The sequence below is a fragment of the Cryobacterium sp. 10S3 genome (assembly GCF_034344045.1).
In the GTDB taxonomy this organism is placed as follows: domain Bacteria; phylum Actinomycetota; class Actinomycetes; order Actinomycetales; family Microbacteriaceae; genus Cryobacterium; species Cryobacterium glucosi.
The window spans coordinates 2,752,463-2,770,326 of the sequence record NZ_CP133773.1; the positions used below are offsets into that span (position 1 = coordinate 2,752,463).

General features: G+C 69.5%; 19 protein-coding genes and 1 tRNA gene. 7 read left to right on the forward strand and 13 right to left on the reverse strand.

The features are described 5' to 3' along the window. Positions 1-2: 2 nt before the first annotated feature. Positions 3-887, reverse strand: coding sequence for an alpha/beta hydrolase (locus RHM57_RS12760; protein ID WP_322140946.1), 885 nt, complete (start codon positions 885-887; stop codon positions 3-5). A gap of 3 nt (positions 888-890) precedes the next feature. Then, positions 891-1,112 carry a hypothetical protein gene (locus RHM57_RS12765; RefSeq protein ID WP_134449340.1) on the reverse strand — a complete coding sequence of 74 codons (222 nt, stop codon included), beginning with the start codon at positions 1,110-1,112 and terminating at the stop codon, positions 891-893. 209 nt (positions 1,113-1,321) lie between these two features. Here RHM57_RS12765 and RHM57_RS12770 point away from each other — a divergent pair, with 209 nt between their 5' ends. After that, complete coding sequence (locus tag RHM57_RS12770; protein ID WP_322135266.1) at positions 1,322-2,233, forward strand: DUF4349 domain-containing protein; 912 nt, start codon at positions 1,322-1,324, stop codon at positions 2,231-2,233. A 67-nt stretch (positions 2,234-2,300) separates the two neighbouring features. Further along, positions 2,301-3,647: a threonine/serine ThrE exporter family protein gene (locus tag RHM57_RS12775; protein ID WP_134449338.1), complete on the forward strand. Its 1,347-nt coding sequence runs from the start codon at positions 2,301-2,303 to the stop codon at positions 3,645-3,647. Between the two features lie 94 nt (positions 3,648-3,741). Here RHM57_RS12775 and RHM57_RS12780 read toward each other — a convergent pair whose 3' ends face one another. Then, positions 3,742-3,984: a hypothetical protein gene (locus RHM57_RS12780; RefSeq protein ID WP_134449337.1), complete on the reverse strand. Its 243-nt coding sequence runs from the start codon at positions 3,982-3,984 to the stop codon at positions 3,742-3,744. A 150-nt stretch (positions 3,985-4,134) separates the two neighbouring features. Between RHM57_RS12780 and RHM57_RS12785 the strand changes: the two genes are divergently transcribed. Beyond that, positions 4,135-4,257, forward strand: coding sequence for a hypothetical protein (locus tag RHM57_RS12785; protein WP_255453709.1), 123 nt, complete (start codon positions 4,135-4,137; stop codon positions 4,255-4,257). 79 nt (positions 4,258-4,336) lie between these two features. On the opposite strand, the gene RHM57_RS12790 is transcribed toward RHM57_RS12785, so the two are convergent. From RHM57_RS12790 to RHM57_RS12805, 4 genes are all read right to left on the reverse strand, one after another. Continuing rightward, positions 4,337-5,134: a hypothetical protein gene (locus RHM57_RS12790; protein ID WP_322135265.1), complete on the reverse strand. Its 798-nt coding sequence runs from the start codon at positions 5,132-5,134 to the stop codon at positions 4,337-4,339. A 66-nt stretch (positions 5,135-5,200) separates the two neighbouring features. Continuing rightward, positions 5,201-6,394, reverse strand: a complete 1,194-nt coding sequence (locus RHM57_RS12795) for an acetyl-CoA acetyltransferase (protein ID WP_322135264.1) — start codon at positions 6,392-6,394, stop codon at positions 5,201-5,203. After that, complete coding sequence (locus RHM57_RS12800; protein WP_322140947.1) at positions 6,391-7,104, reverse strand: CoA transferase subunit B; 714 nt, start codon at positions 7,102-7,104, stop codon at positions 6,391-6,393. Before RHM57_RS12800 ends, RHM57_RS12795 begins: the two co-directional genes overlap by 4 nt. A 72-nt stretch (positions 7,105-7,176) precedes the next feature. Continuing rightward, complete coding sequence (locus tag RHM57_RS12805; RefSeq protein ID WP_322188268.1) at positions 7,177-7,893, reverse strand: CoA transferase subunit A; 717 nt, start codon at positions 7,891-7,893, stop codon at positions 7,177-7,179. A gap of 176 nt (positions 7,894-8,069) precedes the next feature. Here RHM57_RS12805 and RHM57_RS12810 point away from each other — a divergent pair, with 176 nt between their 5' ends. Next, positions 8,070-8,888 (forward strand): IclR family transcriptional regulator, encoded by an 819-nt coding sequence (locus tag RHM57_RS12810; RefSeq protein ID WP_322135262.1) that lies wholly within the window; start codon positions 8,070-8,072, stop codon positions 8,886-8,888. Between the two features lie 105 nt (positions 8,889-8,993). Here the strand turns inward: RHM57_RS12810 and RHM57_RS12815 are convergent. The 4 genes from RHM57_RS12815 to galU all read right to left on the reverse strand — a co-directional run bounded on the left by RHM57_RS12815 (position 8,994) and on the right by galU (position 12,033). Continuing rightward, a tRNA-Ala gene (locus RHM57_RS12815) sits at positions 8,994-9,066 on the reverse strand. A gap of 96 nt (positions 9,067-9,162) precedes the next feature. Further along, positions 9,163-10,260: a hypothetical protein gene (locus tag RHM57_RS12820; protein WP_322135261.1), complete on the reverse strand. Its 1,098-nt coding sequence runs from the start codon at positions 10,258-10,260 to the stop codon at positions 9,163-9,165. Positions 10,261-10,404: 144 nt separating this feature from the next. Further along, complete coding sequence (locus RHM57_RS12825) at positions 10,405-11,064, reverse strand: GNAT family protein (protein WP_322135260.1); 660 nt, start codon at positions 11,062-11,064, stop codon at positions 10,405-10,407. Positions 11,065-11,139: 75 nt separating this feature from the next. Continuing rightward, positions 11,140-12,033, reverse strand: a complete 894-nt coding sequence (gene galU / locus RHM57_RS12830) for a UTP--glucose-1-phosphate uridylyltransferase GalU (RefSeq protein ID WP_134558259.1) — start codon at positions 12,031-12,033, stop codon at positions 11,140-11,142. A gap of 34 nt (positions 12,034-12,067) precedes the next feature. Between galU and RHM57_RS12835 the strand changes: the two genes are divergently transcribed. From RHM57_RS12835 to mscL, 3 genes are all read left to right on the forward strand, one after another. Further along, positions 12,068-12,646, forward strand: a complete 579-nt coding sequence (locus RHM57_RS12835; protein WP_134558258.1) for a 5-formyltetrahydrofolate cyclo-ligase — start codon at positions 12,068-12,070, stop codon at positions 12,644-12,646. A 74-nt stretch (positions 12,647-12,720) separates the two neighbouring features. Beyond that, positions 12,721-13,152, forward strand: coding sequence for an FmdB family zinc ribbon protein (locus RHM57_RS12840; RefSeq protein ID WP_322135259.1), 432 nt, complete (start codon positions 12,721-12,723; stop codon positions 13,150-13,152). 11 nt (positions 13,153-13,163) lie between these two features. After that, positions 13,164-13,598 (forward strand): large conductance mechanosensitive channel protein MscL, encoded by a 435-nt coding sequence (gene mscL, locus RHM57_RS12845; protein WP_134449326.1) that lies wholly within the window; start codon positions 13,164-13,166, stop codon positions 13,596-13,598. Positions 13,599-13,663: 65 nt separating this feature from the next. Here mscL and RHM57_RS12850 read toward each other — a convergent pair whose 3' ends face one another. Together RHM57_RS12850 and RHM57_RS12855 are read right to left on the reverse strand one after the other, a co-directional pair. Next, positions 13,664-13,945 (reverse strand): hypothetical protein, encoded by a 282-nt coding sequence (locus RHM57_RS12850; RefSeq protein ID WP_281535693.1) that lies wholly within the window; start codon positions 13,943-13,945, stop codon positions 13,664-13,666. Between the two features lie 61 nt (positions 13,946-14,006). Further along, positions 14,007-17,795, reverse strand: a complete 3,789-nt coding sequence (locus RHM57_RS12855) for an AAA family ATPase (protein WP_322188271.1) — start codon at positions 17,793-17,795, stop codon at positions 14,007-14,009. Positions 17,796-17,864: the final 69 nt, after the last annotated feature.

Here is a 17,864-nt window from a genome sequence, read left to right on the forward strand (position 1 = left end):
GGTCAGCGTGCGACAGCGGATGCCGGTGTGCGCGGCCCGTCCGGGTCCACCGGTCGGTCGTCGACCCCGGTAGCAGTCTCGATGACCGCGAGCAGCTCCCTGGCCAGGCGCGGCCGGATCAGGTGGTCGTTCGCCTCCACGCGGTGCATCGAGACGTGGCGCATCCGCTCGATCACGGTCAGGCTGCCCGACTGGATGAACGCGTCGAGGCTGCCGTAGACGACGTCGACGGGCACGCGCAGGATCGCGATGTCGCTCACCAAGGTCTGCGATTCGATGCAGTGCTCGAGGGACTTCACGAAGGGGGTCCAGTTGCGTTCGGTGATCTCGAACACGCCCTTGGGCAGCAGCCGCGAGATGATCGCGGCGTTGCCGATGGTGAAGTCCTTGTTCTCCCTCAGGAAGGCGTATGCACGCAGGTAGACGCTGACCCGGGCGCGCACCCAGCGGTCGCCGATCTCCGTGGGTGAGAGGTACACGGGCGGCCCCACGAGCACGACCCGGGAGATCCGGATGCGACGGTCCCGCCATGAGGCCTGGAGCGCCGCGAGCCGGGCGACGATGAGGCTGCCGAGGGAATGGCCGACGAGCACGAACGGCTCGCGCAGCCGGAGCGAGCGGATCGTGGCTGCGAGCGCCTCGACGTGGTCCTCGAGCCGGTACTCGCAGCCCTCAGGAGCCGGCGATTCGCCGAAGCCGAGGATGTCGACCGCGATGACCCGGTGCCGCGGGGTGAGCAGCGGCACCAGTTCCCGGAACGTCACGGACGAACTGGCGATGCCGTGCACGAGGATGACGACCGGCCCCGTGCCTTCATCGGTCGCGATGTGCAGGAGGGGCGGGCGGCGTCGACGGAACCGATCCCTCATCGCCGCCCACCATCCCATGACTCAAGTATCGTCGCGCAGGCCTTCCTTGAACTCCTTGGTGGCCTTCGTCGCGTCGCGCTCGGCCTCGGCGTGCTTGACGCCGGCCTCCGCGCGCTTGACCTCGGCATCCGCCTTGATCTCGTCGACCTTGTCTTCGATCCGGTCCTTGGTGTCCTCGAACGTCCGGCTGATCTTCTGCCCGGTCGCGTCGAGGGCGTCCTTGGCGTTCTCTGCGAATCCCATGTTTCCTCCGTCGTGTGTCGAATGTGTCTCATGGAGCGTGCGTGTCAGGGAGAGCGCGTCTCGTGGAACGTGTGTCCCGTGGCACTCGGCCGGCGTTGCCTGGCCGATGAATCGACCCTAACAACTGCGCCCACACCGAGACGGGATTGTGATTCGACTCCCAGACGGCGTCCAGACAGTGGCCTCAGGGCGCGCCATACAGTTGCCCCATGAAACGTTTTCCCGCCGCCGCAGCGCTCCTCGCTGCCGTGCTCCTGCTGGCCGGATGCTCCGCCTCCGGCTCGTCGAACGATGCCGGCTCCTCCGTGACGAACCCCGGAACCGGCGCCGCAACGGGCGGCGGAACGACCAGGGATTCCGGGATCCTCGGGGCCCCGCAAGCCGGAGACGCCGCAGGGAGCGCCACCTCGGGCACCGTCGCCGGCAGCACGAGCGAAGTCGCGTCGGGCCAACGCGACGTGATCATGACGGGATCGATGTCGGTCACGGCAAAAGACCCGATCAAGGCGACGCAGGACGCCGTGACGATCACCGAGCAGGCCGGCGGCCGCATCGACAGCCGCACCGAGAACCCCGCGACCGACAACCAGCCGGCCAGCGCAACCCTCACCCTGCGCATCCCGGCCGCCGCCCTCGACCGCACGGTTACCGACCTGAAGAAGCTCGGCACCCTCAACTACGTGTCGCTCAACGCCTCGGACATCACCCAGCAGACCCAGGACCTCGACGCCCGCATCACCGCCCTGAAGACCTCCGTCGACCGGCTGCTCGCACTGATGCAGCAGGCGACGACGACGACAGACCTGATCGCGATCGAGGGCACGCTCTCCCAGAGGCAGGCGGACCTCGAAAGCCTGCAGTCGCAGCGCAATTTCCTGTCCGATCAGGTCGACTTCTCGACGATCACCCTCTCCCTCTATTCAACGGGCACCGTCGCGCCCGGCGCTCCCGGCGACTTCTGGACCGCGATCGGGGCCGGCTGGGCGGCCCTGGTCGGCGCGCTCGGCGCCGCGCTCGTCGGCATCGGCTACGCGCTGCCGTGGATCGCACTCCTCGGCGTGACGGCGCTCATCGTGATCCTCATCGTGCGGATGTCCCGGCGCAAGGGAAAGGCTGCTTAGGCTTGGGGGGTGACCCACTCCACCCCCCACCGCTCCCCGCCGGGCCCCACAAAGGTCCGTCGAACGGATGTCTGACGCCACCGTCAGCATCGGGGTCTTCGACAACGCGGGCTACACCCGCGCGGTCCTCGACCTGACCATGCGCCTCGCCGAGGTCATCTTCGCCGCCGGTGCCGGCGCCGAGGATGCCACCGCCGCGATGGAAGCGATCACCCGCGCGTACGGGCTCAAGGGCACCGAGGCGAACGTGACGCACACGATCATCGCCCTCACCCACGAAGACCCTGGCACGCACGAGTCGATCACGCGCAGCCGCAACGTCAAGTACCGCTCGCTCAACTACGGGAAGCTCACCGCCACGAGTGAGCTGATCGCCGAACTCATCGAGAATCCCATCGATGTCGCCGACGCGCGCAAGGCCCTCGCGACCATCGTGAGCGCCCGGCCCCAGGTCACCGCGCTCTGGCGTCGGCTCGGCTGGAGCCTCGTCGGCGCCGGCGCCGCCGTACTGATCGGTGGCGGCCTCACCGTGCTCGTCGCCGCGTTCATCGCGACCTTCTTCATCGACCTGATCACGACGGCGCTCGACCGGCGACAGGTGCCGGTCTTCTACCAGAACGTCGTCGGCGGGGCCATCGGCCCGATGACGGCCGCTGTCGTCGCGCTCGTCGACCCGTCCGCGAATCCCTCCCTCGTCGTGATCGCGACGATCATCATGCTCCTCGCCGGGGTCACGACCTTCGGCGCGGTCCACGACACCCTGTCCGGCTTCTACCTCACCGGAACCGCCCGCATGATGGAGGCGCTCCTCATCACCGGCGGCCTCGTGACCGGCGTCGCGGGGGCGTCGCTCCTCCTCGCCCGCTTCGGCCTGGTGCTGCGGGTGAATGGCAACGTCGCGTTGACGTTCGCCGACGTGGCCGCGCTGCTCGCGGCATCCGTCGTGATCGTCGTGGGCTTCGCGCTCGCGGTGCAGGTGCCGTGGCGCGCGTACTGGGTCGTCTGCCTGCTCGGGGCGCTCGCCGAAATCCTGTACCTGGGCGGCACGAGCGCGGGCTTCGGGCTGGTCTGGTCGTCGGCGGCCGCGGCCGTCGGAGTGGGGCTCGCCGCCGCGCTCACGTCACGGGTCGTGCGCACGCCGCCGCTCGTGATCGTCGTGACGGCACTCGTGCCGCTCGTACCGGGGCTGACCCTGTTCAGCGGCCTGCTGCAGCTCTCCGACGGCAACATCGACGGCGTGCTCAGCATGCTGACCGCCGGTGCGGTCGCCGTGGCGCTGGCGGCGGGGGCGATCCTCGCCCAGTACCTCGTGCAGTTCGTCTGGGGCCCGGCACGCAGGCTGCAGCGCCGCTTCGTCGGTCCGCTGATGGCGCTTCCGGTGCGGCTCAGCCGCAGCCCGGGCAAGCGCATCTAGCCACGCCACGTGCACCGTTCCGGTCGAGAGCGCCCGTTCGGCGCGTCACTCTCGACCGGAACGGAACACCTCCTGTCCGTCCGGCAGCCCGGGGTCAGTTCGGGACGTCGGCCTCTCCGGTTTCGTCGTGGAGGTCCTCGACGTAGCGGTACGAGATCGGTTCCTCGGTGACGTGCCCGAGCTTGAAGACGCGCCGCACGATCTGCCCGTCCTCCTCGACTTCGAGGGTGACCTCCTGGGCGTATCTGCCGTTGACGTATTCCAGTACTCGTTCGGTTCCCGCGGCGATCGGGTTGGCGCCGTAGAAGATCGCCCGGTACGTGTCGTTCTCGCTCATATTCCCTCAATCCCTCAGGTGGCTGGTCGCACACAGCCTACGACCGGCGCGCCCGGGCACAAGGGCCGGGCCGAGCGGATGCCGTTCCCAGCGATTCCGCGTAGGGTCGAGGAAGACGATGCCGCTGGGGCTCGGGTCGAAGGAGTGCACATGGCTGACAAATCACCCAAGAAGGACGCGACCAAGAAGGTCGCCGGAAAATCTCTCAAGGAGAAGCGTGCCGACAAGCACGCCAAGTCCAACGAGACGGCCGAGAAGGCACGGAAGGCATAGCTTCCGCCCGATTAGTTTCGCTCAGTTCCACTGCAGACAGGGTGCTGTCCCGCTTCGGCGGGGCGGCACCCTTCTTCCGTTAGGCCAGGTCCCGCCGGATGCCGGAGACGGCCTCGGAACCCCGGATCTCGACGAGGAGCTCCAGGATCCGGTCGACGACCGCCGTCGTCACCGCCCGGCAGACGATGCTGTGGCGGCCCAACTCCGTGAGGCCGCCCGCCCGCACCCGGATCACCTCCCAGCCGACCTCGTTCAGGGCCGCGTCCTTCTCCCGGTCTGAGGCCTCCTTGAGGCCGCGATGCGCCAGGCCGTCGCGCCCAGGGTCGTCGTATTCGATCGCGATCCGGAGCGCCGGAATGATGATGTCCGGCCAGACCTCGGGCTTGCCGTAGAAGGTGCGGCTGATGCGCACGGCATTCACTCGGTGCGGCAGACGGATGCGCTCCCCGAGCGCCACCCGCAGCCGTTGCTCGGTCGCGGAGGTGCCGAGCCGCAGGCCGGGCTTCATGAACGGCACGCCGCCCTCGAACCGGGCAGCCGGGGCGGCGGCGTTGGCCTGGCACCGGGGGCACCCGGGGCCGGTGAGGGCTTCACGGACCGTCGCGGTGTACCGGGAGTGGCCGCGGGTGCAGATCCAGTCGTAGACGGCGCCGATGCGGGTCTCCTGCGCGAGGGCGCCGCGCGCGCCCGCCGCGACCGTGCCGACCAGCTGGGCCCTGGTGCGCCGGGTCTCACGCAGGAGCACGCAGAGCGGGCAGTCCCTGTGCAGGGTGATGCGGGCATCCGCTGCCGGGGCGCCGTGGCCGCAGCGGAACCGCACCGCAGTGCCGCCGCTCGCTGTGCCGCCGCCTCCTGCCGGGATGTCCGTGCCGCTCATGCCCCGCTCCCTCGTTCGTGGCCGAGGCTACCGGGCACCCCCGACACCGGTGCTGCGGATGCCGCGTCAGACGGCCTCGAGCACGCTCACGTAGTTCGCGACGCCGACTCCACCCATGTTCTGCACGAGCGCACGGCGCGGGGCATCGAGCTGCATGTCGCCGGCCGTGCCGGTCAGCTGCATCGCGGAGACGACGTGCTGCGACACCCCGGTCGCCCCGACCGGGTGGCCCTTCGCCTTGAGTCCGCCGGAGATGTTGACCGGGAGCCTGCCGCCGCGGTACACCCAGCCCTCCTCGACGGCCCGGCGGCCCTCGCCGGGCGGGGTGAGCCCCATCGCCTCGTACATGATCAGCTCGGCGATCGTGAAGCAGTCGTGCACCTCGGCGAAGTCGAGCTCGTCGAGGCCCACCCCCGCCATCCGCAGGGCGCGTTCGAACGAGATCCGGGTCGCCGCGAAGGCGGTGGGGTCGCGGCGGGCGGCGGGCAGGAAGTCGTTGGCCTGACCGAAGCCGGTGAGCCGCACGGGATCGGTCGCGGCTCCGGAGCGGCGGGGCGCCCCTGCCGTGAGTACGATCGCGGCGGCCCCGTCTGAGACCGGGGAGCAGTCGGTGCGCCGGAGCGGCCCTGCCACGATCGGATTCTTCTCCGAGACGGTGCGGCAGAAGTCCTCGCCGAGGTCCTTGCGCAGCTGGGCGAAGGGGTTGTCGACGCCGTTGCGGTGGTTCTTGGCGGCGATGGAGCCGAGCACGTCGCCGACGTCGCCGTAGCGGTCGGCGTATGCCTCGGCGACGACGGCGAAGAGGCCGGCGAAACCGGATGTCGACGGCTGGCCGGCCAGGTCGTAGTCGGCGCCGAGCAGCGCGGATCCCACCCGCTCGGATGAGGCATCCGTCATTTTCTCCGCCCCGATCACGAGCACGGTGCGGGCGGTGCCGGCGAGCAGGGACTTGACGCCCTGCTGGAACGCGGCCGAGCCGGAGGCGCAGGCGTTCTCGACCCGGGTGGCCGGAACGTACGCGAGCGCCGGGTCGGTCTGCAACGCGAGCGAGGACGCGAAGGCGAGCGGAACGAGCCCGGAGTTGAACTGGCCGAGGTAGATCTCGTCGATCTCGCCGGCGTCGACGCCGGAGTTCGCGATCGCCTCGGCGGCGACCTGCACGATCAGGGTCTCGAGGGTGTCGTCGCTGAGCTTGCCGAAGCGGCTGTGCCCCCAGCCGGCGAGGAGGACGTCGGTGCCGAATTGTTCCTGGAGGCTCACAGTCGCACTGCTTTCTGGTCGGTTGCGGTGTTGGTTGCGGTGTCGGTTGCGGTGTCGGTTGCGGTGTCGGTTTCCGTCTCCGAGACGGTGAAGTCCGGTTCCGTGCAGGCGCGGAGCTCCTTGAGGGTGACCCCGGGGGCGCGGCGACGCAGCACGAGCCCGGTCTCTGTCACGTCGAACACAGCGAGGTCGGAGATGATCCGGTTGACGACCCCGACGCCGGTCAACGGCAGGCTGCACTCGGTCACGATCTTGGGGGCGCCGTCCCGTGCCACGTGTTCGGTCAGCACGACCACCCGCGGGGTGCCCGCGACGAGGTCCATAGCGCCGCCCATTCCCTTGATCATCTTGCCGGGGATCGTCCAGTTGGCGAGGTCCCCGCTGCCGGACACCTGCATCGCACCGAGGATCGCGACCTTGACGTGGCCGCCGCGGATCATGCCGAACGAGGTCGCCGAGTCGAAGACGGATCCGCCCGGCAGGATCGTCACGGTCTGCTTGCCCGCGTTGATCAGGTCGGCGTCCTCCTCGCCCGTCCAGGGGAATTGCCCCATGCCGAGCAGCCCGTTCTCGCTCTGCAGCGTGACCGAGACCCCCTCAGGCAGGTTGTTGGCGACGAGCGTCGGGATGCCGATACCGAGGTTGACGTAATCGCCGTCGTGCAGTTCGCCGGCCGCGATCGCGGCCATCTGGTCTCTGGTCCACGTCATGGGGTACTCCCTGGGTGTCGATCGGATGGGGGGTCTCTGGTGGGTGGGTCGCGGGCGGCTCAGACCGGACCTTCAGGCCGACACCACGACCGCGCGCTCGCGCACGGTGCGCTGCTCGATCGGCTTGGCCCGGGCATCCGCCTGCACGAGGCGTTGCACGTAGACGCCCGGCGTCACCACGTCGTGCGGGTCGATCGTGCCGCGCGGCACGATCTGTTCGGCCTCGGCGACCGTGACGATGCCGGCGGTCGCGACGAGCGGGTTGAAGTTTCGGGCGGTGTACCGGTAGACGAGGTTGCCCTCCGTGTCGGCGCGCCAGGCGTGCACGAGGGCGACGTCGGCGACGATGCCGCGTTCCTGCACGTAGCGGATGCCATCGAACACCGCGTGGGGCTTGCCCTCTGCCACGAGGGTGCCGACCCCGGTCTTCGTGTAGAAGGCGGGGATTCCCGCTCCCCCGGCCCTGAGGCGCTCGGCGAGGGTGCCATGGGGGCTGAATTCGACCTCGAGCTCGCCCGCGAGAAGCTGCTCGGCGAAGAGCCGGTTCTCGCCGACGTACGACGCGATCACCTTCCGCACCTGCCCGGTTTCGAGCAGCCGACCGAGACCGATCCCGTCGACGCCCATGTTGTTCGAGACGACCGTGAGATCACGAACACCGGATGCCCGCACCGCGTCGATCAGGTCGGCGGGAATCCCACAGAGGCCGAAGCCGCCCACCGCGAGCACGATCCCGTCGTGGAGGACGTCACCGAGTGCGTCGGCCGCGCTGGTCAGTACCGTGGACATGGTCGTCTCCTCATTGAGCATTCACTGTGTCCACCCTGTGGACACGCTGTCTGACGGCCATGCTAACCGGGCGGCGAAGACCCTGTCAATCGCGGAAAACCGTGCGTTCGATTGCGCATCCACCCCGTGAACACTAGGCTCACCATTATCCACATTATGGACACATAGGAGTCGAGATGACCACGGTTGACGCAAAGGGACCGAGCGGCACCGTGCAGGGCGGCACCGTGCAGGGCGCCCAGGTGACGGCCCGGATCGCCCTGCTTCTCCGGCTCGTGGGCCGCGCGCCGCGCGGGGCTGCGCTCTCCGACATCGTGCGGGACTCCGGCCTGACCCGGCCGACCGTGCACCGCCTGCTCACCTCGCTCGCCGCAGAGGGGCTGCTCGACCACGATCCCGTGCGGCACACCTGGCACTACGGGCCCGAGATCTTCGTGATGGGGGTCGTCGCCGCCGACCGATACCCGATCGAGGAGCTCGCCCGGCCGAGCCTGCGCCGGCTCGCCGAGGAGACCGGCGAGAGCGCCTTCCTCTCCATCCGCCGCGGCGCGGAGACCGTCTGCCTGCTGCGGGAAGAGGGCAGCTTCCCGATCCGGTCGTTCGTTCTGCACGAGGGCGTGCGGTTCCCGCTCGGCGTCGCCTCCGCCGGGCTCGCGATCCTCGCGTACCTGCCGGAGGACGAGGTGACGGCATTGCTGGGCGGCGAGCTCGCAGCGACGTGGGGTCCGGCGCACACGGCGGCGGGCATCCGCTCGAACCTCGAGCTCACCCGCACCACGGGGTATGCGGTCAACCCCGGGCTGATCCTGGAGGGCAGCTGGGGCATGGGAGCGGCGATCTTCGACCGGTCCGGCCGGCCGGCGTGGGCGCTGTCCCTGACCGGGATCGAGCCCCGGTTCCGGCCGGAGCGACAGGAGTTCCTCGGTCGCCTGCTCCTCGAGGAGGCGAACCGGATCACCCAGGAGTTGCAGAAGCCCGGCCCGCTCGCGCACTGATGCGCGCAACCATCACGTGTCGCCGAGTATCGTCGTGGCTGGAATTCACCCCGGAAACGACAAAAGGACCGGGGCCGCTGGGCCACGATCCTTCTGTCTTGCCGGTGGAGCTAAGGAGATTCGAACTCCTGACCTTCTCATTGCGAACGAGACGCGCTACCAACTGCGCCATAGCCCCCAACCGCTTATGAAGAATATCACGCGTTGGGCCTCGTTCTGAGCACACCCCGTGCGCGGCGACCTCCTGGCGGAACGGGGGCGCTCCTCCGAGTGCCTACCCGGCGGCGCGGCGGCGGCGCAGAACGGCGTCGAGGTCGGTCATTCCCGGCTCGGTCTCGCCGACGATGCCCATCGACGCGAAGCGGCTGACCGGTGCGGCGACCGTTGCCTTGCCCGCGACGGCGACCGGCCCTGTCTTCGTGGCCGGCCTTGTGCCCACGTTCGTGCCCACGTTGCTGCCCAGGCTGCTGCCCTGGGCGAAGATCGTTCCGGTGTGCCGGAGCGGCGTGACCGCGACCTGCAGCTGCTCGGCTCGGCGGGCCACCTCGGCCTCCGCGGCTGCCCGGCGGAGCTGCGCGGCGGCATCCGCTGAAGCCATGGCGACCTGGGCGACCGTGCCGGGGGCGAGGTGCAGCGGGCGGGGCAGCGGGTGCGGCGTCCAGGTCTGCACGGGAACGGGGGTCTCCTCGAACTGCACCGGTTCGAAGTCCTGCCCGACGAGCGGCCGGGAGCGGGCTTCGGCGACGGCGGGGCCCGCGGCGACGGACCGGGCCCTGGCGTGCGCGCTGGTGCGGGCGAGGCGGTTGAGGGTGCCGAATGCGAGGACGCCGGAGGCGGCGCCGACGGCGAGGAGGACGGCCGAGCCGCCGGAGACCAGGGCGACGAGGCCGAGTGTGACGCCCAGGAGGCCGCCGAGGAGCACGAGGGTCGCGAGGGCACGCACGCGGCGCACGCGCCGGCTCCTGGCCGCTGCGTGCCCGATGACGGTGGACTGGGCGGCGCGTTGGGCGGCGGCCTGTACCGCGGCGACCTGCGCGGCGGCGGCGCGTTCTGCTGCGGCCTGGGCGGCGACCGCGCGGCGGGCGGAACTCGCGGCGGCCATCACGGCCTTGGCCTCGACGCGAGCGTCCTCCTCGGCCTGCGCGAGCAGCTTCTGCTGGGTCACGACGGTGCGGGCATTCGCCTCGAGTCGTACCTCCTGCGGAATCTCCGACGTCTCCGCGAGGATACGCATGGTCTGCTGCAACCGAACCGCATTGCGTTCGATCGTGAGATATTGGCGTCGTCGGGTCCAGGTCGGCATCAAATAGGCCACCCAGAGCACGGCGGCGACCCCCACCATGACTCCGCCACCCAGGACCTCGCTACTCATGCTCCCTACGGTATGAGTCAGGGGCCGTTCCGGCGCTGATTAGACGGGGTGTGTCCGCCGACTCGCCGGTGAATCGACGATTCTTTTTGCGCGGCGTGTCTTTTTGCGCGGCGTCTCTGTTGTGCGCGGGTTGTGGTTCGATGCTCAGTACTCGGCCACACCGAGCGGATGCGCCGCCGCGGCCCGGTCCGCGGCGGTCACCGCCGCAGCATCGGCGGGGGCCGCCCCGTCGCGCCAGCGGCGCAGCACGCCCTGGCGCACTTCCTCGGCCACGAGGGCGAAGCAGAAGTGGTCGCGCCAGTCGCCGTTGATGTGGATGTAGCGGCGGCGGAGGCCCTCGTAACGGAAGCCGAGCTTCTCGACGACGCGCAGGGAGGGGCCGTTCTCCGGCCGGATGCAGATCTCCATCCGGTGCAGGCCGAGCTGCCCGAAGCAGTAGTCGGTCGCGAGGGCCACGGCGATCGGGGTGATCGAACGACCGGCGAACTCCTCGGCGACCCAGTATCCGATCGTCGCGCTCGACAGCGAGCCCCAGCTGATCGAGGAGACGTTGAGCTGGCCGGCCAGCCGGCCCTGGAATTCGATCACGAACGGCAGGCCGTTCCCGGTGCGCGAGTGCGCGAGCAGGCTGCGGATGCTCGCGCGGGTGTCGAAGGACATCGGCGCGTACGGGCTGGTCGCCTCCCAGGCGCGCAGCCAGCCTCGGTTCTCCATCAGGGAGCGTTCGAGGTTTTTGTCATCGCGCAGCCGGATGGGACGCAACGTCACATCACCGTCGAAGAGCGTCGGAATCGCGATCGCCACAACCTGCCTGTCTACTCGGATTCAACTGGTGTTCCCCCACTGTAGTCACCCGGATCAGTCCCCGAGTCACCCCGATCAGTCGAGGGTGGCGGCGAATCCCTTGAGCCATGGGCGCAAGTCGGGACCGAGGTCTTCGCGGTCGACGGCGAGCTGCACGATGGCCTTGATGTAGTCGAGCCGGTCGCCGGTGTCGTAGCGGCGACCGCGGAAGATGACGCCGTAGACGCCGCCCGTGGTCTCGGGGTTCACCGCCATCTCCTGCAGGGCGTCGGTCAGCTGGATCTCGTTGCCCTTGCCCGGCTCGGTGTGCTCGAGCACGCCGAAGACCGAGGGGCGGAGCACATACCGGCCGATGATGGCGAGGCTCGACGGGGCATCCGCTTCAGCGGGCTTCTCGACGAGGCCGGTGATGCGCACGACGTCGGGGTCGTCGGTGGCCTCGATCGCGGCGCAACCGTAGAGGTGGATCTGCGAGGGCTCGACCTCCATGAGCGCGATGACGCTCGTGTTGCGTTCGACCTGCTCGGTGAGCATCTTCTCGAGCAGCGGGTCGCGGGCATCGATGATGTCGTCGCCGAGGAGCACGGCGAAGGCCTCGTTTCCGACGTGCATCTTCGCGCGGAGGACGGCGTGGCCGAGGCCGAGCGGGTCGCCCTGGCGAACGTAGTGGATGTCGGCGAGGTCTGTCGCGAACTGAACCTTGGCGAGGCGGTCCTTGTCGCCCTTCTGGATCAGGACATCCTCGAGCTCGGTCATCCGGTCGAAGTGGTTCTCCAGGGCGTTCTTGTTGCGCCCGGTGATCATCAGGACGTCGTTCAGGCCGGCCGCGACGGCCTCTTCGACGACGTACTGGATCGCCGGTTTGTCGACGACGGGGAGCATCTCCTTCGGCATTGCTTTCGTGGCCGGGAGGAAGCGAGTTCCCAGACCAGCAACGGGAATGACGGCTTTCGTGATGCGTGTACCCATGGCCCCTACGCTATCGGCATCTAGGATGACTTATATGGACTCCGAGACCGTTCACCGAAAGCGGGCGCTCCGCGCCGAACTGCGTGAGCGCCGGCAGAACATGACCTCGGTCGAGACGGATGCCGCGACGGCGGGCTTCACCGCGAACCTGCAGAGCATCGTCGTCGACCTCAGCGCTCGCTCCATTTCCTGCTACCTGTCCGCCAGGAACGAACCCAATACCCGGCCGTTCGTGAACTGGGCCGAGGCCCAGGGCATCCGGGTGCTCTTCCCGGTCTCCCGGGACGACGGCCTGCTCGACTGGACCGTCGGCGAGGACCAGACCGAATTCCCCGGTGTCTCCGGGATGCCAGAACCCGCGGGCAGCCTGCTCGGGCCGATCGCGATCAATGACGTCGACCTGATCATCGTCCCCGCGGCCGCCGTCGACACGACCGGGCTGCGGATGGGCTGGGGCCGCGGCTACTACGACAAGACCCTCGGGTCGATGGAGAAATGTCCCCCGGTCTACGCCGTCGTCTTCGACAACGAATACGTCGACTCCGTGCCGCGTGAAGTGCACGACCAGCCCGTCGACGGCCTGGTCACGCCCACGCGCATCATCACCTTCTAACTCATCCACCCTCACGTTCATCTATTTCAATCAGGGTTCCCGGCGCGCGCCGGGTTCCTACAGCCGGAGTTTCAGTGCCTACCTATTCCTACCGTTGCACCGAGTGCGACACCGCGTTCGATATCCAGCAAGCCTTCACCGACGACACGCTGACCGTCTGCCCGACCTGCGGCGGCAAGCTGCGCAAGGTGTTCTCCTCGATCGGCGTGAGCTTCACCGGTTCGGGCTTCTACCAGAACGACTCCCGCTCGGACGCGAAGGCGGCCCTGCAGGCGCACCCGAAGAAGCACGCCAAGTCGCACGCGGACGCCGCGTCGCACGGCGAGAAGGGTTCGCACTCCGACAAGGGTTCTGACAAGCCCAAGAAGGCCGAGAAGTCGGAGAAGAAGTCGGGCGCGTCGTCCGAGAAGTCGGGCGGGGCATCCGCCGGCCCGTCGTCGTCATCGGTATCATCAGCATCACGTTCGACCCCCACTTCGAGTGCGGCCCCGTCCGCAAAACCCTAAGGAGGATCCCCATGATCCAGGGCTTTAAAGAATTCATCATGCGCGGCAACGTGATCGACCTCGCGGTCGCGGTCGTCATCGGCGCGGCGTTCACGTCCGTCGTCACCGCCATCGTCACCGGGATCTTCAACCCGTTGATCGCGGCGATCTTCAACGCGGAAGACATCTCCAAATCGATGAATGTCCCGTTGCCCGGCGGCGGCAGCCTGTCCTTCGGGCTCGTGCTCGCGGCGATCATCAACTTCCTGCTCATCGCAGCCGTCGTGTATTTCGTGTTCGTGATGCCGATCAACAAGCTCAAGGAGGCGCAGGAGCGCCGCCGAGCGGCAGGCCTGCCGCCGAAGGACGCGACCGTCCCCGCGACCGAGCTCGACCTGCTCACCCAGATCCGCGACCTCCTCGCCGCGGACGCCGCCAAGCCCGACACCGGCCCGTCCCCGAGGTAGCTCTCCTCCGGCGTGCCTGCCGTAGCGTCAGAAGCGCGTACGCAACGGCGGATGCCGGGCGCAGGCTACCAGTGCGGCGGGCGGTCCTGACGCAACTGGGCCTCGTTCGCGCTCCGTGACGGCTCGGTTCCGGCGACGTGCGGTGCGACGCCGCCCTCCTCGCGCAGGACCGGCGGGTGCGGGTTCGGATCCGTGTCCGGCGCCGGCGTCAGGCGCGCCCGGCGGGCTCCGCCGCGGGCTTTCACGACGGACTGGCGCGGCGCTGACGCGGGATTCGCCGGGTCGAGTCCGTGCGACCGGTCGGCGGCACTCTCCGGGGTTTCGACCCAGTCGTCGGTGTCTTTCACGACAGGTCCTTCAGGTCTTCCCCGGACGGCACTGCAGTCACGAGGGCGCGGGCGCCGTCCGTCACGCGTGCGGGTACTGAGCTGCCGGCGGCGTGGGGGGTGTGACGCCGACGAGGCCGGCGACGCGGGTGGCGACGGCGTCCGGGTTGCTGAACAGTTCGAAGGAGTGCACCCGCAGGTAGTGCCAGCCGAGTCGCCGCAGCACCTCTGGACGGAGCCTCAGCGACTCGCGCAGGCTCGCCCGGTCGACGACGGCATCCGTTTCGACGACGACGGCTCGACCGGCGTGCGAGCCCGCGAGGGCGAGCTTGCCGCGATGGCCGAGCGTCACGGTGACGCCGAGGCGTTCGAGGCGCTGGGCGAGGTCGACGAGCATCGGCTCGGTGGCATCGGGGACCTGCGCCTCGTTGTGCCTGGCTTCGGTCTCGGTGAGCACCTGGGCGAGGGCGAGGATGCCGTGGCGCTGGCGGTCCTCGTCGATGTCGGCGGGGCGGAAGCAGGAGACGATGTCCATGGCGCGGCGGGCCCGGGTCATGCCGATCGCGAGCAGGCGGTCGCCGCCGGGTTCGCCGAGCGAGCCGAAGTTGGTCAGCAGGCGTCCGTGCGGGGTGCGGCCGTAGCCGATCGAGAAGATCACCCGGTCGCGGCTCTGGGCGACGGCCTGTTCGAGGGTGAGCACGGTGAACGGTTCGGCCCGGTCCTTGAGGATGAAGTCGGCCAGGTCTGTGCGCTTGGAGAAGGCGGAAAGCACCGCCTGGTGCACGCGAACGGCGTGGCGTGCGCTCGCGGTGATCACCATGAGCGATTCGCGCGGGCGCTTGACGGCGTGGTCGAGCACGAGGTCGACGACCTTCGTGACCTCGGCGTCGACGCTCTCGACGGCTCCGCTGTCGGCGTCGGGCATGCCGTGGCCGCCCGCGACGTAGTTCAGGGTGAGGCTGCCGTGACCGAGGTAGCTGCCTGCCCACGGGAGGGAGTCGATGCGGCCACCGTAGAAGCGGTGGTTGACGAGTTCGGTGAGGTCTTTGCCGCCGGCCCGGTAACTGCGGGTCAGGGTGAGGGTGGGCAGCAGTTCGCCGAGGCGGGCGAGGGCGGAGTCCGCGTGCAGGGCGTCGACGTTGGTTTCGCGCTCTGCGCGGTCTGCGAGGCTGACGCGGCTGACGCGCGCGTTGGCGTTCGTGCCGCCGCCGGCATCCGTGATACCGGTCTCGAACGGCGACGGCGTCTGGGTGACGGGGTCGCCGAAGGCCACGATCTGCTTGCCGCGACGGATGGCGCCGACGTTCTCGGCGAGGGTCGTCGCGCCGGCGTCGACGAGGAGCACGGCGTCGAAGTGCTGGTCGTCGAGCTTGGAGACCTCGTACGGCGAGGCGAGCCAGACCGGGGCGAGCACGCGGCCGAGGTGCGGGGCCGCCTTGTTCAGGCGGGACGGGGTCGCGCGGTCGGCGCGCAGCAGGCGGCGAAGGCGGTCGGCCTCCTCGGGCCAGTCGACGATGCCGATCTTCCAGGTTTCGGCGAGGAGCCAGCCGAGGCGCTGCCCGGTCGTCGACGCGTGGGCCTCGTCGACGAGACGGAAGTCGGCCTCGAGCCGGTCGAGCACCTGGGTGTTCGCGTTCAGGAGCGCCTTGTCGGCACCGAGCATGGTCTCGAGCACGGACTGCCACCAGGCGAGCTCGAGTTCGTTGGCGACGTTCTCCTCTGAGACGTGCCGCTTCGCGAGGTCGGTCATCAGGGGGTCGAGGTTGTGTTCGCGCAGCGTTGCGAGCAGCGCGGTGCGCTCGTGCAGGTTGGCGAGCACCTCGCTCTCGGCGGCGAGGCCGGAGATCGTGTAGATCAGTTCCTTGACCGGGCGCATCGCGAGCTGCCGGTTCGTGCCGGTGTTGCGCAGTGGGATGTCGAGAGCCGCGAGGTCCTCGGAGACGCGCTGGAAGGCGACGTGGACGTCGGAGATCCCGACGGGCACCTCCGGCATGACGCCGGCGACGACGTAGCGCTGCCAGAGGGTGCGCTGCTGCTGGATCCGGCGGAGGCTGTCGTTCAGGTCGGTGACGTGCACGCCCGGCCGCAGGTATTCCTCGGCGAGGCGGCGCAGGCGCCGGCGGCTGGTGCCGGTCATGTCCGGAGAGTCGCGGCGGGCGGAGGTCGCCGAGATGAGCTCGGTGAGCGAACGGTCGAACACGGCCGGCTGGAACTTGTCGAGGGTGTCGCGGATGTCGAGCAGCAGCCGCAGGTACACGCCGAGCTCTGCGATGGTTTCGAAGGGCCGCAGCCGGGTCTGGCCGACGAGGCCGGCGGCACGCTCGAGCAGGCGCGGCAGCTCGACCTGGTTGACCCGCTTGGCGAGCTGGTGGGCAGCGGATGCCTCGGCCGGCACCGCGAAGGACGCCCCGTACCAGGGCGAGTCGCCTGGACCGTAACGGAACTGGCCGAGCGCGGCCGCCTTGATCAGCGTCTGCGCCGCGGTCGCCCGGTTCTGGGCGAGGCGCTCGAGCGCGTGCCGCTCGAGCCGGGCGGTCGTCGACGGCGGGGAGGACAGCTGGGCGAGCCTCGCGAGTTCGCCGAGGGCGTCGAGCACGGAGACGCCGAGGGCAGGGTCGCGCCGGGTGAGGGCGCCGCGGTAGTCGAGCAGCACCTTGCGGAGCCGCACGAGGGCGTCGTCGACGTCGCCGACCATCGGCTGGACGGCCTTCTCGTTGCGGGTGATCGAGGCGATCAGGTCGCGGCGCAGCAGCCGTGGGGTGACGGCGACGCCGGGGAGGCCGACCTGGGTGAGGCGCTGGTTGATGCCGTCGAGGCTCGAGCGGCGGGCGCTCACGACGAGGACACGCTTGTGCTGGGAGATCAGGGAGCCGATCGCGTTGACGATCGTCTGGGTGCCTCCGGTACCGGGCAGGGTCTTGACGACGAGGGAGTTCCCTGCCGCGATCTGCGCGACGACGTTCTCCTGTTCGGGGTCTGCGTCGAGCAGCAGCACGTCGGTCGCGGGCGGCCGGGAGTCCTGGCCGATCGGCACGACGGGGTTGTATGCGCCCTCGATGGCCTGTCGGGCGCTCGGGTTCCCCGCGATCGCGTCGAGCAGCGGATGCTCGAGGTGCGCGGCATCCGCCTTCATGGCCCGGCCGACGTCGGCGAAGGACGATGCGACGAGGCGCGGGGTGACGTTGAACCAGGGCAGGTGCGAGGTGAGGCCGCGGAGGCGGTCGATCACGGGCTGCGGTTTGAAGGCGCCGTTGGTCACGGCGAGCGCGACGAAGGCGTCGGCGTCGAGGGTGATCTGGAACTGCTCGTGCAGCGCGCGGCCGAGTTCGGGATTCAGGAACGGCTGGCCCTTGAGCTTCAGCTCGAAGTCGCGGCCGTAGCGGCGGATCGCGAGCGGGCGGAGCAGCACCGGGCCGAGGAAGTCGACGTCGCCGAAGCGCCATTCGGCGAGGCCGATGCCCAGGTGCACCGATTCGATGCCGCGCATGGAGCGCAGTTCGATGCCCTTCTGGGTGATCTCACCGGCCGCGAGGCGGGCGTTGCGCAGCGCGAGTTCGTCGCGGATGAGGTTGGAGAGCAGGGTGGACTTCCCGGTGATGAACTGCGGGAGTCCTCCGGGGTGGGCCTGGCTCAGTTCGATGCGGGTGCGCGGCTCGTCGGCGAAGTGCAACAGAGGCGAGCGCCCGCCGATCTCGGCGAGTTCGGTGCGCCATCGGTTCCAGACCGGCTCGGCGATGTTTCCCGCGACGACCGAGGGATCCCCGAGGCTCACGGTCTGCGGGGAGACCGCATTCCGCGGCTCACCCGACGGAGCATCCGGGTTGGTCGACAGGATGTCGTCGTCATCTTGTTTTCTATCGAGGCGCCACACACCGACACCCTAAGTCCGGAAAACACCGTTCGGCCGCAGGCTCCCCGGGTTTCGCGGGGATTCGCGGGA